The 25,576-nt window shown below is 62.1% G+C and carries 22 protein-coding genes and 2 pseudogenes; 14 read left to right on the top strand and 10 right to left on the bottom strand.

The genetic code is table 11. The features are described from left to right. Window positions 1-20 precede the first annotated feature (20 nt). From ssuD to hemN, 6 genes and pseudogenes are all read left to right on the top strand, one after another. On the top strand, window positions 21-1,193 hold the full coding sequence (gene ssuD / locus ABMA59_RS27140; RefSeq protein ID WP_349008496.1) for an FMNH2-dependent alkanesulfonate monooxygenase: 1,173 nt from the start codon (window positions 21-23) through the stop codon (window positions 1,191-1,193). Beyond that, on the top strand, window positions 1,190-1,969 hold the full coding sequence (locus tag ABMA59_RS27135; protein ID WP_349008495.1) for an ABC transporter permease subunit: 780 nt from the start codon (window positions 1,190-1,192) through the stop codon (window positions 1,967-1,969). Before ssuD ends, ABMA59_RS27135 begins: the two co-directional genes overlap by 4 nt. A 24-nt stretch (window positions 1,970-1,993) precedes the next feature. Further along, window positions 1,994-2,839 carry an ATP-binding cassette domain-containing protein gene (locus tag ABMA59_RS27130; RefSeq protein WP_349008494.1) on the top strand — a complete coding sequence of 282 codons (846 nt, stop codon included), beginning with the start codon at window positions 1,994-1,996 and terminating at the stop codon, window positions 2,837-2,839. Window positions 2,840-2,992: 153 nt separating this feature from the next. Continuing rightward, the gene (locus ABMA59_RS27125) at window positions 2,993-4,252 is read left to right on the top strand and encodes a tetratricopeptide repeat protein (RefSeq protein WP_349008493.1); all 1,260 of its coding nucleotides are present in this window, start codon (window positions 2,993-2,995) and stop codon (window positions 4,250-4,252) included. 274 nt (window positions 4,253-4,526) lie between these two features. After that, a complete protein-coding gene (locus tag ABMA59_RS27120) occupies window positions 4,527-6,908 on the top strand; it encodes a phosphoketolase family protein (protein ID WP_349008492.1) in 2,382 nt (793 codons plus the stop codon). A gap of 102 nt (window positions 6,909-7,010) precedes the next feature. After that, window positions 7,011-8,358, top strand: a pseudogene (gene hemN, locus ABMA59_RS27115) (oxygen-independent coproporphyrinogen III oxidase). Window positions 8,359-8,380: 22 nt separating this feature from the next. Here hemN and ABMA59_RS27110 read toward each other — a convergent pair. The 6 genes from ABMA59_RS27110 to ABMA59_RS27085 form a co-directional block, all read right to left on the bottom strand. Next, on the bottom strand, window positions 8,381-9,037 hold the full coding sequence (locus ABMA59_RS27110; protein ID WP_349008491.1) for a helix-turn-helix domain-containing protein: 657 nt from the start codon (window positions 9,035-9,037) through the stop codon (window positions 8,381-8,383). A 92-nt stretch (window positions 9,038-9,129) separates the two neighbouring features. Further along, window positions 9,130-9,480: a hypothetical protein gene (locus ABMA59_RS27105; protein WP_349008490.1), complete on the bottom strand. Its 351-nt coding sequence runs from the start codon at window positions 9,478-9,480 to the stop codon at window positions 9,130-9,132. Window positions 9,481-9,583: 103 nt separating this feature from the next. Next, window positions 9,584-10,198 (bottom strand): response regulator FixJ, encoded by a 615-nt coding sequence (fixJ, locus tag ABMA59_RS27100; RefSeq protein ID WP_349008558.1) that lies wholly within the window; start codon window positions 10,196-10,198, stop codon window positions 9,584-9,586. Next, a complete protein-coding gene (locus ABMA59_RS27095; protein ID WP_349008489.1) occupies window positions 10,191-11,726 on the bottom strand; it encodes a PAS domain S-box protein in 1,536 nt (511 codons plus the stop codon). Before ABMA59_RS27095 ends, fixJ begins: the two co-directional genes overlap by 8 nt. Window positions 11,727-11,895: 169 nt before the next feature. Further along, window positions 11,896-12,165, bottom strand: a complete 270-nt coding sequence (locus tag ABMA59_RS27090) for a universal stress protein (protein WP_349008488.1) — start codon at window positions 12,163-12,165, stop codon at window positions 11,896-11,898. Next, the gene (locus tag ABMA59_RS27085; RefSeq protein WP_349008487.1) at window positions 12,162-12,716 is read right to left on the bottom strand and encodes a universal stress protein; all 555 of its coding nucleotides are present in this window, start codon (window positions 12,714-12,716) and stop codon (window positions 12,162-12,164) included. The genes ABMA59_RS27090 and ABMA59_RS27085 overlap by 4 nt, the downstream gene beginning before the upstream one ends. On the opposite strand from ABMA59_RS27085, the gene ABMA59_RS27080 reads away from it, so the two are divergent. The 3 genes from ABMA59_RS27080 to ABMA59_RS27070 all read left to right on the top strand — a co-directional run bounded on the left by ABMA59_RS27080 (window position 12,706) and on the right by ABMA59_RS27070 (window position 14,536). Next, window positions 12,706-13,044, top strand: a complete 339-nt coding sequence (locus tag ABMA59_RS27080) for a hypothetical protein (RefSeq protein ID WP_349008486.1) — start codon at window positions 12,706-12,708, stop codon at window positions 13,042-13,044. The genes ABMA59_RS27085 and ABMA59_RS27080 overlap by 11 nt on opposite strands. Window positions 13,045-13,117: 73 nt before the next feature. Beyond that, window positions 13,118-13,954: a universal stress protein gene (locus ABMA59_RS27075; protein WP_349008485.1), complete on the top strand. Its 837-nt coding sequence runs from the start codon at window positions 13,118-13,120 to the stop codon at window positions 13,952-13,954. Between the two features lie 318 nt (window positions 13,955-14,272). Continuing rightward, complete coding sequence (locus ABMA59_RS27070) at window positions 14,273-14,536, top strand: hypothetical protein (RefSeq protein ID WP_349008484.1); 264 nt, start codon at window positions 14,273-14,275, stop codon at window positions 14,534-14,536. 154 nt (window positions 14,537-14,690) lie between these two features. Here the strand turns inward: ABMA59_RS27070 and ABMA59_RS27065 are convergent, their stop codons facing one another. Then, complete coding sequence (locus ABMA59_RS27065; RefSeq protein WP_349008483.1) at window positions 14,691-15,743, bottom strand: AI-2E family transporter; 1,053 nt, start codon at window positions 15,741-15,743, stop codon at window positions 14,691-14,693. 306 nt (window positions 15,744-16,049) lie between these two features. On the opposite strand from ABMA59_RS27065, the gene ABMA59_RS27060 reads away from it, so the two are divergent. After that, window positions 16,050-17,129: a helix-turn-helix domain-containing protein gene (locus ABMA59_RS27060; protein ID WP_349008482.1), complete on the top strand. Its 1,080-nt coding sequence runs from the start codon at window positions 16,050-16,052 to the stop codon at window positions 17,127-17,129. Window positions 17,130-17,268: 139 nt separating this feature from the next. Here the strand turns inward: ABMA59_RS27060 and ABMA59_RS27055 are convergent, their stop codons facing one another. Further along, entirely contained in the window at window positions 17,269-17,784 is a 516-nt protein-coding gene (locus ABMA59_RS27055; protein WP_349008481.1) for a DUF1269 domain-containing protein, read from the bottom strand. 558 nt (window positions 17,785-18,342) lie between these two features. On the opposite strand from ABMA59_RS27055, the gene ABMA59_RS27050 reads away from it, so the two are divergent. The 4 genes from ABMA59_RS27050 to ABMA59_RS27035 all read left to right on the top strand — a co-directional run bounded on the left by ABMA59_RS27050 (window position 18,343) and on the right by ABMA59_RS27035 (window position 24,315). Next, complete coding sequence (locus ABMA59_RS27050) at window positions 18,343-19,893, top strand: AbgT family transporter (RefSeq protein WP_349008480.1); 1,551 nt, start codon at window positions 18,343-18,345, stop codon at window positions 19,891-19,893. 50 nt (window positions 19,894-19,943) lie between these two features. Further along, on the top strand, window positions 19,944-21,146 hold the full coding sequence (locus ABMA59_RS27045; protein WP_349008557.1) for a M20/M25/M40 family metallo-hydrolase: 1,203 nt from the start codon (window positions 19,944-19,946) through the stop codon (window positions 21,144-21,146). Window positions 21,147-21,300: 154 nt separating this feature from the next. Next, complete coding sequence (locus ABMA59_RS27040; protein WP_349008479.1) at window positions 21,301-23,139, top strand: SLC13 family permease; 1,839 nt, start codon at window positions 21,301-21,303, stop codon at window positions 23,137-23,139. An 846-nt stretch (window positions 23,140-23,985) separates the two neighbouring features. Further along, on the top strand, window positions 23,986-24,315 hold the full coding sequence (locus ABMA59_RS27035) for an OmpA family protein (protein ID WP_349008478.1): 330 nt from the start codon (window positions 23,986-23,988) through the stop codon (window positions 24,313-24,315). Window positions 24,316-24,375: 60 nt separating this feature from the next. On the opposite strand, the gene ABMA59_RS27030 is transcribed toward ABMA59_RS27035, so the two are convergent. Next, window positions 24,376-25,305, bottom strand: a complete 930-nt coding sequence (locus tag ABMA59_RS27030) for a M12 family metallopeptidase (RefSeq protein WP_349008477.1) — start codon at window positions 25,303-25,305, stop codon at window positions 24,376-24,378. A 96-nt stretch (window positions 25,306-25,401) separates the two neighbouring features. Beyond that, window positions 25,402-25,576, bottom strand: a pseudogene (locus tag ABMA59_RS27025) (IS3 family transposase); the annotation flags it as partial.

Below are 25,576 nucleotides of genomic sequence, written 5' to 3'. Positions count from 1 at the left end.
CACCTACAGGAAGCCCGCCCATGACCGTCAATGTCGTATCGCCGGAACGGCCGCTCGATTTTTTCTGGTTCATCCCGACGCATGGCGATGGCAGCTATCTTGGTTCCGAGAAGCAGCAGCGGCCGCCGGAATTCGGTTACTTCAAGGAGATCGCGCAAGCCGTCGACCGGCTTGGCTTTCCCGGCGTGCTATTGCCCACCGGGCAGAACTGCGAGGATTCGTGGATCACCGCGACCGGCCTTGCTACCTATACAGAGCGGCTGAAATTCCTCGTGGCGCTGCGGCCCGGCGTCGTTTCGCCGGCCTTCGCCGCGCGCCAGACGGCCGCACTCGACCGGCTGAGCGACGGGCGACTGCTGCTCAACGTGGTGGTCGGCGGCAATCCGGTGGAGCTTGCCGGCGATGGCGTGTTCACGCCGCATGACGAGCGCTACGCGCAAGCCGATGAATTCCTCAGAGTTTGGCGCGGCCTGCTGTCGGGCGAACAGGTCGACTTCAACGGCAAATATTATCGCGTAGAGGGCGGGCGGCTGGACATATTGCCGGTGCAGAAGCCGGTGCCGCCGGTCTATTTCGGCGGCTCATCCGACGCCGGACAGGATTTGGCGGCCGAACAGGTCGATAAATATCTGACCTGGGGCGAGCCGGTTCATGCGGTCGCCGAGAAGCTGGCGCGCGCCAGGGCCAAGGCCGCGTCCAAGGGGCGCAAGCTGAGTTTCGGCATCCGGCTCCACTTCATCGTGCGGGAGACCGAGGACGAGGCCTGGGCGGCAGCGGAAAAATTGATCAGGCATGTCACCGACGCGCAGATCGAGAATGCACAGGCGCGCTTCCTGAAGGAGATGGATTCGGTCGGCCAGCGGCGCATGGCCGCACTGCATGGCGGCCGGCGCGACCGGCTGGTGGTCGCCCCCAACCTTTGGGCCGGCGTCGGGCTGGTGCGCGGCGGGGCGGGCACGGCGCTGGTCGGCACGCCGGCTCAGGTGGCCGAGCGCATCCGCGAATACCAGGCGGTCGGCATCGACACGGTCATCGGCTCCGGATACCCGCATCTGGAGGAAGCATATCGGGTCGCCGAACTTTTGTTCCCGGAACTCGGGCTCGGCACCTCGCGCCGCCAGGTGGGCAAACGCATCGCCAACGAGTTCGCAGTGGGCCACCATGGCGCCCGCCGCTTGCAGGCTTCTTCATGAACCGGGCTTTCGGCAGGATTGGACGGGGTGGCCTCGGGTGGCTGCTGCCGATCGTCATCGTCGTGGTATGGGAACTGGCATCGCGCATCGGCTTCATTGCCGGCAATGTGCTCCCCGCGCCGTCGGCTGTGGCGGAGGCGTTCTGGCGTTTGCTGGTGACCGGCGAGTTGATCGAGAATATCGGGGTCAGCACCGCCCGCGCGCTTGCCGGCTTCGCCATCGGCGGCTCGATCGGTTTTGTGCTCGGCCTGGCGAACGGCGTTTCGGCGCTGTCGCGCGGGCTGACCGACACCACGCTGCAGATGATCCGCAACATACCACATCTGGCGCTGATCCCGCTGGTCATCCTGTGGTTCGGCATTGACGAGGAGGCAAAGCTCTTCCTCGTGGCGCTGGGCGTGTTCTTCCCGATCTATGTGAACACGCTGCTCGGCATCCAGAGCGTCGACCCGCAACTGGTCGAGATGGGCCGCATCTACGGCATGACCCGTTTCGAGCTGTTTTCGCGCGTCATCCTGCCCGGCGCGCTGCCGGCAATCTTCGTCGGCCTGCGTTATGCGCTGGGCATCATGTGGCTGACGCTGATCGTGGCGGAGACCATCTCGGCCTCGTCCGGCCTCGGCTACATGGCGATGCAGGCGCGCGAATTCCTGCTGATCGATGTCGTCGTGCTGTCGATCCTGATCTATGCGCTGCTCGGCAAGTTGGCCGACAGTCTTGCCCGTCTGCTGGAGCGGCTGTCGCTGCAGTGGCATCCGGCGTTCCAGACCGCGTAAGTGACAGTCTCAGAGGAGTTTCGCATGACCGCTGCGACCACCGCCGCCCGAAGAGCCTTTGAGGCAGCCTCGGTGGCGCGGCTCGTGCCTTCCCCGGTTCTACCCACGGCGTTCGCGTTCCGAAACGTCGGAAAGAGGTTCGGCGACAAGATCGTGCTCGACGGCATCGATCTTGAAGTGAAGACCGGCCAGTTCCTGGCGATCATCGGCAAGAGCGGCTGCGGAAAGTCCACCTTACTGCGGCTTCTGGCCGGGCTCGACCGGCCGAGTTCCGGCACGCTCCACCATGGCGGCGGCCAGGCGGACTTTGGCCTTACGCGCATCATGTTCCAGGAGCCGCGGCTGCTGCCCTGGGCGCGCGTCGCCGACAATGTCGCTGTCGGCCTGACCGGCATCGCCAAGGGCGCCGAAGCGCGCGGCCGGGCGCTTGACATCCTTGCTGAAGTTGGGCTTGCGGACCGCGCCGGCGAATGGCCTTCCGTGCTGTCCGGCGGCCAGCGGCAGCGCGTGGCGCTGGCCCGGGCACTGGTGGGGCAGCCGAAAATCCTGGCGCTGGACGAGCCGCTTGGCGCGCTCGACGCGCTGACCCGCATCGAGATGCAGCAACTGCTGGAGCGCATCTGGCTGAAGCAGAAATTCACAGCCGTGCTGGTGACTCACGACGTGGCCGAGGCGGTGGCGCTGGCCGACCGTGTGGTGGTGATCGACAGCGGCCGCATCGCGCTCGACTTGGACGTCGCCGTGCCGCGCCCACGCCGCCACGGCTCGCCTGAACTGGCCCGTTTGGAAGGCCGCATCCTCGACCATCTGTTCGGCAACGACCACCGGGGGGATACTGACGTTAAGGCGGCCGAGGCCCATCTAGGCTGAAGGGATTAGCTCTCCGTCCTCCCTTTGCCAGTCAAATCGATACAGTCGTCCCTTTCGCTGCAAGTTGCAAAACGCTAGCCTCGATTGTGCAGACGACCCGGCGCAGTGGGGCGAGCGGTTCGGGAGACGATGGGGCAGAACAGGACATCCCCGGTGCCGCCGGGCCAAGCGCGATCCGGCGGCGACTACAAGTTGCTGAACGGCTGGAAGGACATCGCCGCGTTCTTCGGCAAGGACGAACGCACGGTCAAACGCTGGGAGAAATCGCGCGGCATGCCGGTGCAGCGCATGCCCGGCACGAAGGGGACCGTCTTCGCCGACCGCCACGCGCTGGCGGCGTGGCTCAACATGCGGGGCACGCAGCCGGCGCTGGACGCGCGCGTGCTGCCGCGCGTGAATTCCGGCCTCAACGGTGCGCGACTGCCGGGCGTACCTCACGAACCCTCGACGGGTGCGCGGGACCTCTATCTGGAGGGCACCTATCTCTGGCAGAAGCGGACGCGGGCAAGCCTGACCGAAGCGGTCGCCATCCTCGAGAAGGCTGTCGGCCTCGATCCCGACTATGCGCAGGCGCATACGGCTCTGGCGATTGCCCACAAGCTGGCCGGGGAGTACGGGGCGACCACGCAGAAGCTGGGTTACATCGGCGCGCTGGAGGCGGTGGAGCGGGCGATCGCGCTCGATCCGGCACTGGACCAGGCCCAGACCGTGCTTGCCAACATCGAGTTTTTCTGGCTGCTGCAATACGACCGCGCCTTGCGGCGCTTCGAACATGCGCGCCGGCTGAACCCGAACCTGGCGCTGACACGCCACTGGTTTGCCGAGGCCTTGCTTTATGCCGGCTATCCGCGCGAGGCGCTCGCCGAAATCGACCAGGCCCAGCACCTCGATCCGCAGTCGCGATCGATCATATCGGCCAAGGCCTACATCCTGTTCACGCTCGGCAAGATGGATATCTCCGAGCAGATGCTGCTGAAACTTGCCTCGAACGAGCCGGACTACCAGATGGCCTACAAGGGCCTCGCCTATCTCTATCTCGCGCGGGGGGACGGCGGGCGCTATCTCGAATTTTTGGACAGGCTGGTGAATTTGCATCCGAGCAAGTCGGCGCGCGCCATCGTCGAGGCGGGTCGCAAGGGGCTGTCGTCATCCGGCAGGGAAGGCATGGCCGAAGCGATGCTTGACGCCGCAAGAGATCACGCCGAGGCGGGGGAGGTGCCTGCCTACGGCATGGCTCACCTCCATGCCCTCAACAATGACGCATCCGGCGCGGCCACCCATCTGCAGCTCGCGCTGGAGCGTTACGAAGGCGACGTCTTCGATTTCATCATCGACCCGGCGTTCAAAAAGGTGCGCACCGCGCCGCCGTTCCTCAAGCGCGTTACGCAGATGGGGTTGCCGCTTATCGCGTGACCGGCTGGGGTTCGCGGTAGAGCCAGCAACCGCGATCGGCCACAGGGCGCGACCGTTTTTAAGCCAGGTCCGGTTCCCATCGCGGCAACGGCAGCGCGGGTTTGCCAAACTGTTACCCGCTCGTTCCGGCCGATCTTCCATCTTGATGGAAATCAAGGCGGTAACGTCCGGTTTGGCCGAAGCAATTGCGGATCGAAGCGTGATTTTCCCTTCAACTGCTCTATTGTCCAGAAGCCATGGCGGGCCGCCCGCTGCCTTACAACGGAGTACGCAAATGACGTCCTCGGAGAAGAAAGCCGCTGCCCCTCAGCCATTGTCGCCGCAGGAGTCGGGGCTGATCCATGCCTGGTGGCGGGCGGCCAATTATCTCTCCGTCGGACAGATTTATCTGCTCGACAACCCGCTGCTGCGTCAGCCGCTGACAAAAGAGCACATCAAGCCGCGCCTGCTTGGCCATTGGGGTACGACGCCCGGACTGAACTTCATCTATGCCCATCTCAACCGAGTGATAAAGCGGGACGGTGCCAGCGTGCTTTATATCGCCGGGCCGGGCCATGGGGCGCCGGGTGTCGTTGCCGCCACATGGCTCGAAGGCACCTACAGCGAACTCTATCCGGACGTGTCGCAGGACGAGGCCGGAATGTGCCGGCTTTTTCGGCAGTTCTCGTTCCCTGGCGGAATTCCCAGCCACGCGGCGCCGGAAACGCCCGGCTCCATCCATGAGGGCGGCGAGCTCGGCTATTCGCTCTCGCATGCTTTCGGGGCGGTGTTCGACAATCCGGACCTGATCGTCGCCTGTGTCGTCGGTGACGGCGAGGCCGAAACCGGTCCGCTCGCCACTTCCTGGCACGGCAACAAGTTCCTCAATCCGGCGAGCGATGGCGTTGTGCTGCCGATTCTGCACCTCAATGGCTACAAGATCGCTAACCCCACCGTGCTCGCCCGCATTTCCCACGGCGAACTGGAGGCGCTGTTCCGCGGTTACGGCTACGCGCCGGTCTTCGTCGAAGGCGACGATCCGGAAGCGATGCACCAGAAGATGGCGGCTGCCTTGGATGGAGCCTTCGCCGACATCCGCGCCATCCAGCAGAAAGCGCGAAGCGGCGGCAAGCCGGAACGGCCGATCTGGCCGATGATCGTGCTGCGGTCGCCAAAGGGATGGACCGGTCCGAAGACGGTGGACGGCAAGAAGGCCGAGGATTTCTGGCGGTCGCATCAGGTGCCCTTCACCATGGAAAAGCCTGAACATCTGGGCCTGCTCGAGGAATGGCTGCGCAGCTATGAACCCGGAGAGCTGTTCGACGAGGCAGGCCGGCTCAAACCGGAGATTGCCGCGCTGGCGCCGACCGGCGAGCAGCGGATGAGCGCCAATCCGCATGCCAATGGCGGGGCGCTGAAGCGGCCGCTTCGCCTGCCCGATTTCAAGGAATACGCAATCGAGGTGAAACGGCCCGGAGGGGCGGATGCCGAATCGACGAAAGTCAGCGGCTTGTTCCTGCGCGACGCGATGAAGCAGAACGCGGCCACCCAAAATTTCCGCGTCTTCGGCCCGGACGAGACAGCGTCCAACCGGCTGCAGGATCTATTCGAAGTCACCAATCGGACCTGGAATGCCGAGACGTATCCTTATGACGACCACCTGTCGCCCGATGGCAGGGTGATGGAGATTTTGAGCGAGCACACCTGCCAGGGCTGGCTGGAGGGTTACCTGCTCACCGGCAGGCATGGCTTCTTCTCCTGCTACGAGGCCTTCATCCACATCGTCGATTCGATGTTCAACCAGCACGCCAAGTGGCTGAAGACATCGAAGGAGGTTGCCTGGCGGCGGCCGATTGCCTCGCTCAACTATCTGCTGACTTCCCATGTCTGGCGGCAGGACCACAACGGCTTCAGCCATCAGGATCCGGGGTTCGTCGATCATGTCGTGAACAAGAAGGCCGATATCGTCCGGGTCTACTTCCCGCCGGATGCCAATACGCTGCTTTACGTCACCGACCACTGCCTGCGCAGTTGGAACCGCATCAACGTCATCGTAGCCGGCAAGCAGCCGCAGCCGCAGTGGCTGACCATGGACGAGGCGATCAAGCACTGCTCGGCCGGGATCGGTATCTGGGAATGGGCGAGTAACGATCGCGGCAGTGAACCCGACGTGGTTATGGCCTGCTGCGGCGACATTCCCACACTGGAGACGCTGGCGGCCGTGGACCTCCTGCGAGAGTATATTCCCGACCTGAAGGTACGCGTCGTCAACGTCGTCGACCTTATGACGCTGCAGCCGAAGACCGAGCATCCGCACGGCCTGCCCGACGCCGATTTCGACGAGTTGTTCACCAAGGACAGACCGGTGATCTTCGCCTATCACGGCTATCCCTGGCTCATCCACCGGCTCGCCTACAAGCGCACCAACCACGACAACATGCATGTCCGTGGTTTCAAGGAGGAGGGGTCCACCACCACGCCGTTCGATATGGTCGTGCGCAACGACCTCGACCGCTTCCATCTGGTCGCCGACGTCATTGACCGGGTGCCGAGCCTGGGTTCGGCCGCCGTCTATGCAAAGCAGGCGATCCGCGACCGGCTGACCGAGCACTACCACTATATCCGCAAGCATGGAGCCGACATGCCCATGGTGGCGGACTGGCGATGGCCCGGATAATCATAGCGTGTCCGGAGGCAAAATCGCGGTCGCGGTTGACCGAAATCAAGGAAGGCTGACACCGTTCTGCGATTGTCCCGACAGGTTTCGCGGGACAGCAGCATGCCACACAGGCTCCTTGATCGATTCAGTGCGCCGGTGCCGCGCTATACCAGCTATCCGACGGCACCGCATTTCCACACCGGAATATCGGCCGACACCTATCGCGGCTGGCTGGAAGCGCTGCCAGCCGGATCGGCTTTGTCTCTCTACATCCATATTCCCTTTTGACCGGCTCTGCTGGTTCTGTGCCTGCCATACGAAGCATACGAGGTCCTACGAACCGGTCAGGCGGTATCTGGCGGCGCTCCGGAAGGAGATCCAGACGATCGCCGATATCGTCGGCCAGAAGGTTGAAGTAAGCGCGCTGCATCTCGGCGGCGGATCGCCCACATTGATTTCGCCGGACGACATGGTCCGGCTTGATGGTGCGCTGCGATCTTCGTTCCGCTTCCTTCCCGGCGCCGAGATCAGCGCCGAGATCGACCCCAGCGATATGGACGACGCGCGTTTCGATGCGTTGGCGGCGATCGGCATGACGAGGGCGAGCCTCGGCGTGCAGGATTTCGATCCGCAGGTGCAGAAAGCCATCAACCGCGAGCAGAGCTTCGAGATGACCCAATGGGTGGTCGACAATGTGCGGTCGCGCGGCGCCGCATCGGTCAATCTCGACGTGCTCTACGGATTGCCGCACCAGACAGTGCAATCCCTCGATGCCACCATGGACCAGGTCTTGTCGCTTTCGCCCGACCGGATCGCATTGTTCGGCTATGCGCACGTGCCCTGGTTCAAGAAGCACCAGAAGATGATCGACGAAGCGTCCCTGCCGGATGCGAAAGCCCGCTTCGACCAGTCGGTGCGGGCGGCGGCAAAAATCGCGGCCGCCGGCTTCGCCCCGATCGGGCTCGACCATTTTGCCAAGCCGTCGGACAGCATGGGGATTGCCGCCGCCAACGGAAATCTCCGGCGGAACTTTCAGGGCTATACGGCCGACGGCGCCGAGATCCTCATCGGGCTGGGCGCGTCGTCGATCGGCCGCCTGCCGCAGGGCTATGTCCAGAACATGCCGGCCACCTGCCAATACGAGCAGTTCGTCGGCAAGGGCGGACTGGCCGCCATGCGCGGCATTGAACTCAGCCCGGAAGACCGCGCCCGCGGCTGGGTCATCGAACGCCTGATGTGCGACTTCGGCTTCTCGCGCACCGAACTGCTTTCGCGGTTCGGACAGGCCGCCCGGGCAGTGCATGAAGAGGCGGAGTTACTGGCGGCGGGCGACGGCGGCCGGGCCTTTGTGAGAAGGGGCGACTTCTTCGAGATCACCGAGGCGGCAAGACCGTTCGTCCGCTCGGTCGCCGCGCGGTTCGACGCCTATCTCGCCGATGGAAAGGCGAGGCATTCAGCCGCCGTCTGAAGGCGGCGCCGGCAAGCCCTGCTCAGGCGGTCATGTCGTGGAGTGCCTGCCACTTCACGATCTCGACGCTACGAAGGCCGGGCAATTTGATGACGCCCTTCTGCTTGAGTTTCGAGAAGACGCGCGACACGGTTTCGATCGTCAGCCCGAGGTAGTCGGCAATATCGGTGCGCGACATCGGCAACTCGACCTGCCTCAGCCCGCCTTGGCGCGCGGCCATGTCGGTGAGGAAGGCGGCGATGCGTTCGGCCGCATTCTGCCTGCCCAGGACGAGAAGATGCTCCTGCGCGCGTACCAGGCCCTTCAGCGCCATGGGCAGCAATTCGCTCGAAAGGTCGTTGCCCGCGGAGGCGCGCAGGATTCGGACCCTCGTTGCGCACAGGGTTTCGGCAAAGAAATGATGGATGTCGTCGGCCTCGAAGCCGAACATCTCGCCTGGCAGGTGAAAAGCGGAGATCTGGCGCCGCCCATCGGCAAGCAGGCGATACACCCTCACGGCGCCGAACTCGACCCGGTAGAGCGCCCCACATTTCTCGCCCTGCGCATAAATCTCGGCACCGGCCGGAAAGAAACTCAGCGCCTGTCCGTTCGGGGCCGGGCGATCAGGTAGCCCGGAGAGGCTGGAAACGCCGGCATTCTGTGACTGAAGTTCCAATCCCGACGTTTCCAGGAAAGTCATGACCGTCTCCGCTTCCATCCGACGGGACAGCAATCCCGCAATTCGAGGCGGCCCGAAATCCGGTCATGTCCTTAAGGGAAACTACGTAGACCTCACGCGCCGTGGGCTGCGAGTTCGCGAACGGTTTCGATTAGGGGTGTTCCCAGAAATGGCTTGGTCAGGATTGTCGTGAAAGGAAGGTCGGGCACAGGCCGGATCCTGCCAACGAGCAGGATAACCGGCCTTCCAAATCGGCGGAATTGTTCTTCGGCGGCCCGCCAGTCTTCGATCGCTGCATCATCGATGACCGTACAGTCCGCTTCTTGCGCCCGCGTCGAGACGAAGGCGTCCGAAGTGCGGGCATGGGTTTCGACGGCAAACCCTTCGGCCTCCAGCGCAAATTCAAGCGAGCGCCGGAAGTCCCTTTCGGGCGCGACGACGAGAACAAGGGTGGCGGTGGTCAACGAAGTCTCTCCCGACAGCCCGTTCCAAAATGCGGGAAGGGGTAGCCGGTATTTCTATCCTGGCTTGGGGCGTTGCGCTTTGCGCCAGATCAACTCCGGCCCTTCAGGAGGTTCCCAGCCCCGCCGCGAGCGTCATCCGCACGAGTTCGGGCAGGCTCTTCGCTTGCATCTTGGCCATGACGTTGGCGCGGTGCACCTCGACGGTGCGGGGGCTGATGTTGAGGTCGTAGGCTATGGTCTTGTTGGGCAGGCCCGCGACGACCGCGGAAAGCACTTGCCGCTCGCGCTCCGTCAGTTGATCGAGGCGAGACAAGACCGCGGGTCCGTCTTCTGCCGCCGCCGGCGTTTCGCCGATACGCTCCGCCGCGCGTCCGATCGCCTCGATCAGGACGGTGTCCTCGAACGGCTTTTCGATGAAATCGAAAGCCCCCGATTTCATCGCTGCGACCGCCATCGGCACGTCGCCGTGGCCGGTGATGACGATGGCGGGCATCGTCACCCTGGCGGCGCGGAGCCGCGTCAGCAGATCGACCCCGCTCATGTCCGGCATCCGTAGATCGGTCACCAGGCATCCCTTGCCGATGCCGGGCGCCAACGCAAGGAAGCTTGTCGCGGATTCGTGCACGCGCACGGTGAACCCGGCCATCGTAAGCAGGAAGGCGAGGGACTTGCGGACGGGTTCCTCGTCATCGACGATATGGACGACATAGTCACCGATCTGCATGCGTCGCGTCTTTCGTGCCTTCGGGCTGCGTTGCCGGTTCGATGGCGGGCAGCGAGAATCGGAATGTTGCGCCACCCTCGGCGTTGCGGCTAGCGGACAATTCGCCGCCATGGGCCTCGACGATCCGCTTAGAAATGGACAAGCCGATCCCCATGCCGCCTCGTTTGCTGGTCACGAAGGGTTGGAACAGTTGCGCTGCAATTTCGTCTGAAATGCCCGGACCGGTATCCGACACCTCGACAATGATCATTCCCGAGCCGTCGGCAGCCGTGCGCACAACCAATTCGCGCCGCTCGCAGTCGCGCATCGCCTCCATTGCATTGCGCATGAGATTGATCAGCACCTGCTGGATCTGCACGCGGTCGACCATGACGATTGCGGCTCCCGGCGAAAAATCGAAAACCGAGCGCACGCCGTGCTCACGAGAGCCGACCAGCGCCAGCGCGCCGGCCTCCTCGATCAGATTGCGGATGTCCTCCGGCGCCTTTTCGGTCTCGCCCCGCGTCACGAATTCGCGCAGGTGGCGGATGATGCCGCCGGCGCGCAGCGATTGCTTGGCGGTCTCCTCAAGGGCTTCCCTCATGCGCGCGGCGATCGCATCGTCCATGTCGCGGAGCAGCCGGACGCAACCCTGCGCATAGTTGGCGATGGCCGCGAGCGGCTGGTTGAGTTCGTGGGCGAGGGTCGAAGCCATTTCGCCCAGTTCGTTGAGGCGGGCGAGCCGCGCCAATTCGCTCTGGATCTCCTGCAGCCTGGCTTCGGATTGTTCACGCTCCGTGAGGTCGCGAATGAACCCTGTAAAGAAGGTTTGGCCGCCCGATTGCATTTCACCGACGGCAAGCTTCATCGGAAAGGTCGAGCCGTCCTTCCGGCGACCGACCACCACGCGATCCAGCCCGATAATGCGTTTTTCGCCGGTCTCGAGGTAGCGCCGCATGTAGCCGTCGTGCTCGCGGTGATAAGGCTCCGGCATCAGAATATGGACATTCCTGCCGACGACCTCCGATTCGGCATAACCGAACTGGCGCACCGCGGCGGCATTGAAGGAGACGATGGAACCGTCGGACTGGATGACCACCGTCGCGTCGAGGACGGTATCGAGGATGGAACGAAGATGCGCTTCGCGCGCATTGAGCGCCGCCTCGGTGCTCTCGACCGCAAGGTGCGCGCGTCGCAGTACCTCTCCGAACCAGGCGATTGCCAACCCGATGGCGGCAAGGATCACTATCTGAGCCCATGCGGCTTGGTCGAGTCCGCCGACGAGAAGCGCTCCCAGGATGGAGAGACCCAGGGCCACAAGACCGGGGCCGATTCCTCCGGCAATCGACGCCACGAGGATTGCCGGAACGAACAGCAAGAACGCCGCGTGGTCATCGATGACGTTTTGCAGGGCGAGCCGAATAGCAAAAACCAGTGCGACCGCGGCAAAGGCCAGGAAATAGCCGGCAGGGCCTTCAAAACGGGGAGAAAGGACCAGCCGCAGGAAACGGTCTTGTTTTCCGGTTGTGTCGCTTGCCGGCATCGGGGCCACCAGGTTGAATGTATCGCCGGTGTAGCACGGTGGCCGGCCCGAAATCCTGACATTCGAAGGGGCGAGGGAGAGCGCCTCTCCCACCTATGGGGTCAAGGTTCTTCTCGGCTGGCGTCAGGCGGGGATGGCGATGTGACGGAAGGCTGCACGCTCGCGGCGGTCAACTCGACATGAAACGACTGAACCTTGCTTCGTCCAGCAACGAACGGGTCACCCCGCCGAATGCCCATTCCCTCAGACGGCTATGGCCGTATGCGCCCGATACGATCAGATCGGCGCGGCTGGACGTGACGAACTCTGCCAGAGTTCCACTCTCGTCCTTCGCCGCTATCACTTCGGCGCGCGCCTTGACGCCGTGGCGCTCCAGGAATGCAGCGACGTCCGCGACACCGGCGTGGATACCGTCATCGGGGTCGCGGTCGACCGTCACGACGGTGACTTCGCCGGCGATAGGAGCAACGGCACCGCATCGGCCACGGCTCGCCGTGCCTCGCGCGTGTCCTTCCAGGCGACCACGACCCTGTTCGCCGAAAGCTGCTCGGCTCCGTCAGCGGCAACCAGAACCGGACGGCCCGCCTGCAGGATCACGCTGCCCAGATCGGCGGCGCGATAGCCGTCGCTGACCGAGGCGCCTTGCGGAGCACCGGTGACGATGAGGTCGGCAAGCCGCGCGGCAACAGTCAGCGTGTGGGTCGGATCGCCAACCATCTGTTGCCATTCCACGGGGAGCGAGCCCGATGCCAGTTTATCGACCTCGGCCCGCAACTCCTTGAGACGCCGTTCGATATCGTCTCTTTCCTGCTGCCACACTTCTCCGGCAATGACACTGCCTTCCGGCCCGACGAAGGGCAGGGGGGCGTCGGCTGCCGAAAATCCGATCAAGACGGCCTCGAAGCGCCGGGCCAGCTTCATGGCGAAACTGAAAAGCGGAGCGACCGGCCCGTCGACATCGAGATTCACGAGAATCGACTTGAAACGCATGACAGGATCTCCGCTTGGTCTTGCCGCCTTCCATGGCGCCCACCGTACGAACCGCGAACGCGCAGTTCAGGCACGGCGTATGTGTGAGGACCGCATCCGCATCGACTGTTGGTCACGTCCGGTTGCTGGGGAATTGAATCCTTGTCCTGCAAATATCGGCTGGATCGGTTTTTGCCGCTTTGATGCGCGTCAAAGTGATTGCTGCGATTTTCACGCAGTTGTCGGTGCAAGCAGCGAGATCGTCGCCCACCATCGGCTGCACCGCTGTTTCGAGCCGCAGGGGTTGATCCGACTGTTTTATTTTGCGCGAGATCAAGGCCGCAGGTAGGAATTAGCGGCAGGCTTTGAAAAGCATTTTTGGTTCGAGATGCTAATGACATTCGCCCACGAAGGAGAACGCCATGAAGCTCGAAGCTTTCTTTCCTCTTGCCACCTATCCCGAGGCGAATACGGAAGTGGCCGCCGCAAACGCAGTCGCGTTCGCCGCCGGGATTGGCGCCGGCCTTCACGCGCTGGCGATCGACGCCGACATTCCGGACGTCTCCAACACCTTGTCGCGGCTGTTGCTCGACACGCCCGAAATGATCCGACGAGCCGAAGTGGCGAGCCTCAAGAGCGGCGAGCATCTGCTCGCGGCAGTGAGGGAAAGGGCGTCGGCGGCGGGGGTCGACGTAACCACGGATGCGATTGCCGTGCCGCTTGCCTCGCTCGGAGATGCCGCCGCAAGGCATGCGCGTTATTTCGATCTCAGCCTAATCGGGTGGGAGGCCGGCAACCCGACCGTTCGCATGCTGGCGGAAGCCGTCATCTTTGGCTCGGGCCGCCCCACCATCCTCCTGCGGGACGTGCCGACAATCTCCTCAATCGACCATGTCGCCATCGCTTGGGACGGCAGCCGTGTCGCCGCGCGCGCCGTCGCCGACGCCCAGCCCTTGCTGGAGCGGGCATCGCGGATATCGATCATCACCGTCCTTGACGAGAAGCCGCTGAAGGAGAAAGACGCCGGCGAGCGGCTCGCGGCGCGACTGCGCCATCGCCGCCTTCCGGCCGAGGCCGTGCCGGTCAACGCCGAGGACTGCCCGATCGCCGAGACGCTCCAGCAGACGGCGTTGCACAGGGGCTGCAAGCTCCTGGTCATGGGCGGCTACGGGCATTCGCGCTTTCGCGACTTCGTGCTGGGCGGCGCAACGGAAGGCATTGTCAGCGATTTGCGGCTGCCGGTTTTGCTTTCGCACTGACGCTCCGGTTGCAAACGGCTTGCCGCGGGGCGTATCCGGTGCTCCCCGGTGCAGCGGCGGCCGGTTTATCACTGGCGCGACGTTCCGCTAGCCGGGACCGACGACGGCGACCTCTATACCCGCAGGCTTCCAAGCCGTGAGGCGGTCGGGCATAGGCGAGCAATCCAGAATCTGGGCCCCGCGTACCGAACGTATCGGTATACCCTGCCTATTTCTTGACAATTCGTGGGTCTGTGAGGTCATGTCGCTTACAGGCTTTCGTGATCGAGGAACAACATGCGTAAACATGCATTGGCGGCTTTGGGCCTCGCTATCAGCTTGATCGCGCCGCTGGCGGCACCCGCGCCGGCCGAGGCGGTAACCATCAACATTACGGTCGGGTCCAGCCTCAACAACGGCCGGGCGATCACATGCAATCAAGGCAAAAGATTGCTTCGCAACCGTGGTTTTCGGGATGTCCGCCGCGTGGATTGCAGGGGGCGGTTCTTCGTCTATCACGCCCGCCGCGGCGGCAACCGTTTCGAGGTGGCGCTCAACTCACGCACCGGCCGGGTGGCGGACGTGCGCCGTATTCGAAGGTAGGCTTGGTCGGTAGGCTTGGTTTCCGAACCATGATTGTTGCCTGTGCCCTCGGCCCCTGTCGGATGGAGGGCGCAGGTCTAATTCCGGCCATTGCCCGGCAACGGATGGTCGATGTTGCTTTCGGCCTTTTTATCTTGGAAGCAGCCTTTGACCCTTATTGGGTCACGTTCTGCACCTGCGCCTCGGAACTCCCGGCCGGCGAGCCCATCAGCCGGGCGATCCAAACTGTCGACGGCGATTGCGCGCAATAGGTCAGCACCGCGATGGTTATGGGGACGCCGATGAAAGCCCCGAAGACGCCCCACAGGAACGACCAGAAGAACACCGAGAACAAGACCACGAAGGGTGAGATCGCCAATGCGTAACCCGCCACGCGCGGTTCTATGTAGCTGCCGATGACGAACTGGATGACGTTGAGACCCGCAAAGATCACGATGGCCGATTGTGGCGATCCGAATTGGGCGAAGGCGTAAAGCGTGGGCAAAAGCGTTGCTATGAATGGCCCCATGAACGGAATGTAGTTCAGCGCGAAAGCGATGATGCCCCATTCGGCGGCAAATCTCAGGCCGAAAGCCGCGGAGAGCGCCCACACCATCGAACCTGTCACAAGGCTCATCAGCGTCCGGACCACCATGTAACGGCGCAGCTTGGACGCCGTCAGCGCACTGCCATCGATCAATATGCTCGCCGAACGCGGGCTCAGTGCGACTTTGGCGTTGCGGGCGGCCGCCTCGGTATCGAGAAGGCCCAGCAGCACATAGACGACAACGACGATCCAGAACGATATCATGGTGTTCAGACGCACGGCCGAACCCTGTAGTATGCGCACGAGCCAGCCTACATTAAAATGCTCGGCCCACACGCCGGCCACGACGATGCCGTGTCCTTCCAGCCATTCCGCAAGTTGATCGTAGAGCACTTGGAATCGCGCGCTGTCCGCGATGATCGATCGGCCGATCCTCCCGAACCCCCAGGTGGTGATCGAAGCGACGACGAAAAACGCCAGGACAATCATGCCGACCACGGCTGCCAGTGCGACGAGCTTCGGGACAAAAAGCTGCAAATTGCGCTGTAGGGGCCAGACAATCGCGATGATGAAGAGCGCGCAAGCGACCGGCGCGAACACTGCTGCCCCTATCTGAAGCGCCGACACCACGGCTATGATTGCCAGGATGGTGATAGGCGCCACGAGCGCTCGTTCTGTCATGATGGGTTACGATCTCACGCTGGCGGAAACGGCATTGCGGACACGCTAGCATCAGGCGGCATGGTCAGCCATCCGGATCGGCCGGGTTCGAGCGCAGAAATTCATGCGGAGGAACGGATCAAATGAGGGCGTGGGGATTGGTCGGTCGTGACCTGCACCGCTCCGCCTTCGAATTGCCAAATGCGGCTTAGACATACCACAATTCATCCCGCAATATAGCGATCTTATGTTCTCGTTCGACTCGGTGAACGGGACTTTGTGATCCTGAGTTTTGTACTAAAGTGAAGGTGAAAATACAGCATAGAATTGACTAAAATTATGGCTCAGAGAAGTCCGCAGCCGAATGGCTCTTCTGCAATATACGTAGACGATCGACTCATATGCGCGGTCGACGTCAATACCGGTCAATTTCCAGCCTCCGAACAATTCGAGGTTTTTCGGGATGCACACCTGAATGTAGTGGAGGTCGATCTCGTGAGGAGCCGGGATGGCTCGTTTCCAGCTCGCCAGATGGCCTGGGACCTTGGCCGGCTGATTTTCACATCGACAGAACTGCCCGGCGCGGGCTACGCCCACCGCCGACGGCATCTGAGGAGAGGCGCGCTCGATCATTGGTATGTCAGCGTGCCGTTGCGCGGCTCACGACGCTTGGCGCGCGAGCTCAAACCTGCAACTCCAAGCATCCACTGTCTGGCCAGGCCTTTCGAAGCCGTGACCGATGACGACGCTTTCCTGACCCTTTTCATGCCGCACGACCTTTTGTCCTCGCTACCGGGGCTTGAGGAAATGGTGGACATGCGGGTGGACGGAGGCTGTGGGTCGCTCATGGCAAATTATCTTCTTCTTCTGCAGCGCTCGCTGCCTGAATTGACGCTTGCAGAGGCTTCGCATGTCTTCGAGGCAACACACCATCTGGTCGCCGCCTGTCTGACGCCGTCGCGGGATCGGTTCGCCGAAGCGCAGAGACCGATCGATACGGTGCTCCTGGATCAAGTCCGGAAGACCATCGCCCTGAGACTGGCCGACCGGAGTTTGACTCCCGAAATGCTGTGTTCGGAACTCGGTCTCTCGCGCTCCCGCCTCTACAGGCTCTTCGAGCCGCTTGGCGGCGTTTCCACCTATATCCGTCACCAGCGGCTGCGGAGGACGCGCGATGCGCTGGCCGACAGTTCGGATAGGCGATCCATCTCCCGCATCGCCGAAGAGTGGGGGTTCATGGACCCCTCCGCGTACAGCCGAACCTTCAGGCATGAATTCGGCATCTCGCCGAGCGAAGCCCGCGAGGAGGGTTGGGTCGGCGGGGGAAGTCTCCCGGGACAGCATTTCCGGCATTCGGCAGACCGAAAACTCCGACTTGCGCATCTGCTGCAAGCACTCTCCGTTTGAGTTTTCGCATTCCGAACGCTTGCACAGCCGCCGAACATCGCCGTTCCGGATGTCGCCTGCGTCCCGGAAATCGTCGAGACGCGCTGTTGCGGTGGGCCGGTAGGCCCAACCGCCGTCTGGACCCAGGCTCAGATACCGATCACGTGGTCGGGGGCGCCGCCGCCTCAGTCTGCACGGCTGCCAGCGCCTCGCGCAGCGCAGCTTCCTTCGTCTCGTCGAAGGAGGTCTGGATTAAAACGCCGCCAATGCCCTTGAGGTCGGCCAGCACCTTGTCGGTCGTCATCTTCCGGATCAGAAGGAAGAGGCCGGCCGTATTGGGCTGCAGGGCGCTGGCAGCGTCCTTCATGAACTGGTCGTTGATGCCGACGTCGGTGAACTTCCCTCCGATCGCGCCCGAAGCCGCGCCAAATGCCGCTCCCACGAGCGGCATCAGGAAGATGAAGCCGATCAGCGTGCCCCACAATGCACCCGAAGCGGCGCCGGCGGCCGTGAGGTTGACCATCTGGTTGAGCTTTACGTGGCCCTCCTGGTTCTTGACCACGACGACGGCATCGCCCAGTTCGATGAGGTATTCGCGTTGCAGGGAAAGCACCTTCTGACGCACTTCCTCGGCCTTCTCCTCAGTAGGGAACCCAATGAAAACAAGATCGCTCATCGTAATTTCCTTTTATTGGGACTGATTAATTTCGTCAGGCGTCCCGTATGCCCATCTCAATAGAACGCTTGAACGATGACATCGTCACGTCATTTTCCAAGACCTCGATGCCTTTCTCGGGCGGCTTGTCGAAAGTCAGGTAACCGGCGCGCCATATACGACACGCAAGATCCCGGGAGCCGCACGCGATGGACGCTAGCAACTGTCCGGACAACACGGATGAGCTTAGAATCCCAACTCTGCGCCACTGATCCCATTCTGGGTGAATCTGGGTCCTTCGCATGATGATCACGGGGTGGATCAGCGGTCCCGTCTCCCCGGTAGCGGCCATCCAATCAAACAAGGCGCACGACGCCACGTGCGAGGGGATTTTCCTGCCGTCACCGGTGCCGCACGGGAAAACACGTTCAACCTACAATTTCGGGACAGAAAGCCCAGGTTTTGGATTCTGCGCTCATGACTTATCGCCATGGGGGAATAATCTCCGAGCGCAGTCGCCGGGACCGGCTGGCGGTGTCGAGCGCCGCCCTCACGCATCTTGGCAGAGGGGAATGGGGTATGGCCGCGGCAGGCACAGTTCCGAAAACGACCATGCAAAGGTTTCTCGACGCTGTCGAGAAAGTGGGGAACATGGTTCCCCATCCTGTCATCATCTTTCTGATCCTCATCGGCATTGTCATCGTGCTGTCGGCATTGCTGAGCGCGTTCGGGGCCGCCGTTACCTTCGACCGCATCAATGCCGACACGCATGAGATCGAGAAAGCGACCACCGAGATACGGAGCCTGCTGAACACCGAAGGCATTCGTTTCATCTACTCGTCGCTCGTCCCCAATTTCATGAGCTTCACCGCGGTCGGATTGATGATCGCCGCCATGATCGGCGCCGGCGTCGCCGAAGAATCGGGCCTGGTCACCGCATTGATCCGAAAGCTCGTCATCGTCTCTCCGGGATGGGCGCTGACCTACATCCTGGCCTTTGTCGGCATCCTCGCCAGCGTTGCGGCGGATGCCGGCTACCTCGTCCTGATCCCGCTCGCAGGCATCGCCTATCTGGCTGTCGGGCGCCACCCGCTTGCCGGCCTTGCGCTCGGCTTCGCAGGGGTGGCCGGAGCCTTCACGGTCAACATGCTGATCAAACCTCTCGACGCGGTTCTTGTCGAATTCACCAATGACGCGGCGCATCTGGTGGATCCCAACCGGTCGATAGGCCTCGCATCGAATATGTGGTTTTCGATCGCATCCGTGCTGTTTCTAACGGTCATCATCGCCTTCATTACCGATCGGATGATCGTGCCGCGCCTGGGCGCTTATGATCCGAAGCTGGCCGCCGAGGGCACCACGACCAGCCAGGACGCCTCGCTTTCCCAACAGGAATCGCGCGGCCTGCGCTTCGCGGGGTTCGGCCTGCTCGCCTTGATCGCGGTCTTCCTATTGCTGACGCTGCCCTCCGGAGCGCCGCTACGCAACCCGACCACCGGTGAACTCATAGGCAATTCGCCCTTCATGAATGGGCTGATCGCGTTCATCATGCTGGTATTTCTGGTGTCGGGCTGGACCTACGGCATCGGCGCGGGCACATTGCGGACCTTGCCGGAGGTTATCGCGGCGATCGAGAAGTCGATCAAGAATCTGGGCGGCACGATATTCCTGTTCTTCGTGCTCAGCCAATTCGTCGCCTACTTCACCTACACAAACATCGGCACGGTCATGGCTCTCAGCCTGTCGGGGACCCTGCAGTCCGCCAATATCGGCGCGCTTCCGCTGCTGCTCGGGTTCGTGGTCGTCGTCGCCATCATCGATCTGCTGCTGACGGGGGCGATCGCAAAGTGGGCGATCTTCGCTCCTATCTTCGTCCCTCTGCTCATGAAGCTCGGCGTCGAGCCGGAAGCGGTTCTGGCGGCCTACCGGGTGGGCGATTCCCCCATGAATGCCATCACGCCGCTTAACGCCTATTTCGCGCTGGTCGTCGGCTTCGCGCAGAAATACGACAAGACCGCCGGCGTCGGCACCATCGTATCGCTGATGCTGCCCTATGTCGTGTGGATGTTCGTTCTGTGGACCGCGCTGCTGGCGGTCTGGCAGTTTCTGGGCCTGCCTTGGGGGCTGTAGAAGGGGCCGCGCGTTCTCGTATGGGTCATGGAAACGATCGGGTGGATACAATGAACGGCACCACCATTCCCCTCGACGCCGAAGCTGCAATCGACCACCTGATGCACGTTCTGTCGGTCGAGGGCGTCACCGGCCACGAGGCAAACATCGCGGCGGCTGTCAGCGAGGCGCTGAGGAATGTCGGCGTGCCCGCCTCGGCAATCCGCTTCGACGACGCCAACAAACGCATACCGCTGCCGACCGAGACCGGGAACCTGATCGTCGACCTGCCCGGCACCAGGCCGGGACCGCGCCTGCTGTTCTCGACCCATCTCGACACGGTGCCCCTCTGCGCCGGCGCCAAGCCGCGACGCGAGGGCGACCGGATCGTGTCGGACGGCACGACCGCTTTGGGCGGCGACGCTCGCACCGGCGTGGCTCTGCTCATCGTGGTCGCGGAAACCCTGCTCAAGAACAAGCTGCCGCATCCGCCGATCACCCTGCTCTTCACCGTCCGCGAGGAAAGCGGCCTGCACGGCGCCCGCGAACTCGATCCGGCCGATCTCAAAGGCCCGGTCATGTGCATCAACGTCGACGGCCAGCTCGCCGCCGAGCTGATCATCGGCGCGGTCGGGCAGGAGAATTGGGAGGTCGAGATCAAGGGCAAGGCGTCCCACGCCGGCGTCGCTCCCGACAAGGGCATATCCTCGACCATGGTCGGCGCCATAGCGCTGGCCGAGGTCCGTGAGGCCGGGTGGTTCGGCAAGATCGTCACGCAGGATGGACGCGGAACCAGCAATGTCGGCATTTTCGGCGGCAAGGACGGCAAGCCGTCCGGCGACGCCACCAATGTCGTAACCGACTTCACCTTCATCAGGGGCGAGGCGCGCAGCCCCGAATTGGCTTTCGCGACGAAGATTGTCGACGGCTATGAGAAGGCTTTCGCCAAGGCAAAGGCAGCGGTGAGGGATCACGAGGGCGAAACCGCCGAAGTGACGTTCCTCCGGCAGCCGGCCTATCCGCCCTTCGAACTCGGCCAGGACGCACCGGTGGTCAAGCGCGCCGCAAAAGCACTCAATGTCCTCGGCATCGAGCCGATATACCTGTTCTCCAACGGCGGCCTCGATGCCAACTGGCTCGACAAACATGGCGTGCCCACGGTCACCATCGGCGCCGGCCAGGCCGAGATCCATACGATCAAGGAGTATGTCAACCTGTCCGAATACGAGAAGGGCTGTCGTCTGGGCGTGCTGTTGGCGACAATGGAGGACTAGCGGCACATTCACCGCGCACGTTGGCATATACCTATAATCACACCTCTCCCGGCTGATCGACCTCGCAACGATCGCTTGCGATGCCGGCAATGAGATGCGGCCGGCTGGATCGGAAAAGACAATCGACAGGACGACCCGATAAGGAACCGAACGATTGAGCCCGATAGCCTCCATCACACTCATCATCGTCATCGCCGTTGTTCTGTTCGTTTGGAACAAGCTGCCTGTCGTCGTCGTCGCCATGATGGTGGGATTGGCACTTTGGGCGAGCGGGATACTCACGCTCGGTCAATCGCTGGCAGGCTTCGGCGACCCCGCAGTCATCTTCATAGCGTCGCTCTTCGTCGTCAGTTCCGGGCTCGAGGTCACCGGGGTCACCGCCTGGGCCGGACAGCTTCTGATCCGTGGTGCCGGTGAAGAGAGCCGGACGCGCCTGCTCCTTCTGATGATGAGCCTTGTCGCTTTGTTGACCGCGCTGATCAGCGTCAATGGCGCCGTGGCCGCGTTGCTGCCGGTTGTTGTGGTCATCGCGGTCAGGCTCAAGCGGAACTCCTCGCAATTGCTCATGCCGCTGGTCTTCTCCGCCCATGCCGGTTCGATGCTTGCCTTGACCGGCACGCCCGTGAACGTGCTGGTGTCCGAAGCGGGGTTCGACGCAGGTGTCGGCGGTTTCGCCTTTTTCGAGTTCGCCCTCGTGGGCGTCCCGCTTCTCGTTGGATCGATGGCGATCATCGTGCTTTTCGGCCAAAAATTGCTGCCCGAACGCAACGGCGCGACCATGCCTGCCGACTTCAGCCGTCACGCAAGGACGCTGGTCGAGCAATACGGCCTCGCCAGCGGGGTCTATCGCATGCGCGTGCGCCCCAATTCATCCTACGCGGGTGCCGCGCCGTCAGCGATCGACCTTGCCGCCTATCCGGGCCTGCAACTGGTTGGCGTGCAGGAGGGCGAATCGGCTGGGCCGCTTCGCCGGGCGCTGATCGCCGTCGGCGATCATATGCTGGTGCGCGGCGATCCCGACACCGTCGCTAACTTTGCCGCCGACATGCATCTTTCCTTCCGGGAGGAGGGGGCAACGCCCGGCAAGGGCGAGGAGACGCTGTTCAACCGCCAGTCCGGTCTCGCGGAGGTGGTCATTCCGCCGCGTTCCGGCCTGATCGGCCAGGCCGTCTTTCCAGGCATGGTCACAGAGAGCGGCGACCTGATCATTCTCGCCGTGCAGCGCGCAGGCGTCGAAATCGAAGCTCCGAAAGCCGCGGGCGATGTCCGCGGAATTGTCCTGCAGGCCGGCGACACGATGCTGCTTCAGGGAACGTGGAAAGCCCTCGACGTGCATCTCGACGACCCCGACGTGCTGGTCGTGAGTTCGCCCGAATTGGTTCGCCGCCAGGCCGTGCCGATGGGGCCTGGCGCGAAGCAGGCGGTGGCAATCCTGTTGGGAATGGTCCTGCTGCTCGCTACCGGGATTGTTCCGCCCGCCGTTGCCGGTCTGCTGGCAGCCGGCGCCACGATCCTCTCCGGTATCATGACGGTAGAGCAGTCCTACCGGGCAATCGGCTGGACGACGGTGATCCTCGTCGGCGCGATGATGCCGCTTTCCACCGCGATGGTGGAGACCGGTGCCGCCAAGTTCATGGCCGAGTGGCTCGTCGGACTGGTTGGCGACGCCGGGCCGTTGGCGCTGCTCGCCGGTCTTTTTGTGCTCACGGCCATCATGGGGCAGCTCATCAGCAACACGGCGACTGCGCTGATCGTCATCCCGATCGGCGTTGCCGCCGCCGCCAGCATGGGCGTGTCACCGCGCCCGGTCCTGATGAGCACGGGAGTGGCGGCGGCCGCCGCGTTCCTGACGCCGATCGCCACGCCGACCAATCTGATGGTGATGGGACCCGGCGGCTATTTGTTCAGCGACTACTGGAAACTAGGACTGCCGTTGCTGATCTGGTTCTTCGTGGTGTCGGTGTTCATCGTCCCATTGATCTGGAGTTTTTGAACAGGGGCGTCCCGTTGCGGCGCCGGGGACAATGGTATTGGCACCATATCCGAGCCAGCTGCGGCGCGCGCTTCTCCCGCCATCAGTTTCTCGCGGATATGGCCCAGACATCGCACTGTCCCGGACGACCGCCGTCGGCAGTCTGTCAAATGTCGCCGCCTCGTGGTATGCCGCGCCATCCGCATAATGCGGAGAGGTACCACGCTCGCACTTGCGCTCGGTAAACGCCCAAAAGCCTGCTTTCCTCATTCTTTGGTAAATGGGAAGCCTTTGATGTCTCTACCGGGTCCAGCGTTGAAACTGGCGGATTTGGTCTAAGCCGAACGCGAGGAAGACGGAAGATTTGGAGAACTGAGTGGCTCAAGAGCCTGAAGACAAGGAAGATCGCAGGTATTTCGGGGCTCCTGTAGTCGCTGTGGCACCCATGATCGATGGCGTCGTTTAACTAAGAAAATCAAGAGTTTACGGATAGGCGTGTGCAAAAATTGCACAGGCAGATTCTCATTCCTTTCTGTTTTCGTTCTTCCGCTGCCACCCGATATTGCAAGCAGAAGTGCGAACGGACCGCCCAGTCATTCGTTCGTGCTACGGCCGCTTGGATGCCGAGTATCGCGAAGTTCCGCTGTGACATCCTCTAGCGCCGGCTGCTGACAGCAGGTCCAACAATCGCGGCTTGCAATGGATCCTGTCGCGCTTAGGGCAGGCCCACAACAATGCCGCGTCACGAGGGCGGAGAAGGATCCGCAATTTTCGTGAGAAAATCGCTCGGCAAGACCGCGGACATGTAGTCAGATTGGCCCTACGCGCGCTAAACTCGGCATCTTGACCGGGCTTGGGGATGGTTTCATGACGAGAGTTTTGTACAGCGCTGCCTTTGCCAGCGGATCGACGCAACTCAGCGCCCAAGCGAAATCAGGTATTGAAAAGGCGCTGGTTGGATTGGCCAATCAACCGACTATCATACTGGATGCATATGCCGACCCCGCCGGCGAAGAGGGTCTCAATATGGCACTCACTACTGCCCGTGCAGAAGTTGTCCGTGAACATATGATTTCTCTGGGTTATCCCTTGCACAAACTGCTGTCGCGCGCCCGCGGGGAACGCCAATTCGAACGCCCAAATCTCGAAAAGCAAGCCCCACCGTCGCGCAGGGTCGAACTGGTGGCGCTAGAATAGCGTAATCGCCGGCCGGTGCGGACATTTCTCCCGGGACAGCGCGGTCCTTCGACCGATGCACTAGTTTGCTTCGCACAGGCCATCAGCTATCATCTTCTCCAATCCGTATTCGTCCTTTTCAACGATCGCGTAACGAGAGAGAAGCCAAGCCTGATCCAGCATGGATAAGCATTCCCGCTGCCCAAATTTGTTGTCAGAGTAACGTATGGCGGGCCCCAGCTTGGGGCCACCTAGCAACTCCTCCGGCCGCTGGAAGCATTTGTTCCCGCTAGATTGTGTCCCGTAGAGGCAAACATACTTGGAAATTTGCTCGTCGATGGCTTTGCACTTCAGGTTGTACCGATTGCCCCCCTTCGGGCTTGACTCACAGTCCAACTCCATTTTGTTGCATTCCTGAAGTCCGTAGTGCATTACCGACGCAGGGTCGTAGTAAGGAAGCCAGTAAATTCCATTAGGCGCACAGTTATCCTTATCACTTTGGTCAACCTTTATGAACTTGTTGGCATACGGGCTCTGATGCTGGTGAGCTAAACCGAGGCGGTGTAGAAATTCGTGAGCAATTACCATAACGTTGTTTGACTCTTTGAAGCCCATGGGAGCTCCAGACGCTGCAAACGCCTTTTCTGCTTCCTCATCTGGCTTGCTCAGCTTATCAAGGCCAGTCTTGAGTTTCATTCCTATGCCCTTGGAACACGCTGCTCCAGGCTCTTTACAAAAATCAGAAAACTTTCCTAAATACATGAAAGCTCGGACACTTTTCTTTTTTATCGCATCTTGATTGCAGCTTACTAGGCGAACTTCTGTCTTGTCATAAATCTCCTTCGCGGCTTGCTTGAATCGTTTTTTTAGGTCATCTGAAAGTCCCGGGTCGGAAATATATGGGATGGTCAGAGTATCCCACAATTGAATCGTGCCGGTAAGGCCGTCTGTCGCGCTTTCGGAAATAAGATCATAGATCTTCTCCTTCTCTAGTGGCGAAAGCGTGTTCAAGGCTCTCGAACAAAACGCTGACGTCTGCGCTACAGCGCCAGGCACAAGCGATGGCCACCAGCAAAGAGCTGAGAATGCTGCTGTGACCCCGTTTTGTCATCCGGCTGAGGCTGGAGTCCATGGTTGAGATTGGCGCATGTGCGCCGGTTGAGCAACGGACGATCGGCGGAGCTGGTCGGGGTTGCGCAGCCGATCGTGCGTTGCGGTCAGGGTCGCGGCATAGGCCGCGGGAGTAAGGTAACCGAGCGCCGAGTGCGGTCGTCGCTCGTTG

It is taken from the genome of Mesorhizobium yinganensis (assembly GCF_040081985.1).
GTDB lineage: Bacteria > Pseudomonadota > Alphaproteobacteria > Rhizobiales > Rhizobiaceae > Kumtagia > Kumtagia yinganensis.
This window is presented reverse-complemented; position numbering and strand designations above follow the sequence as displayed.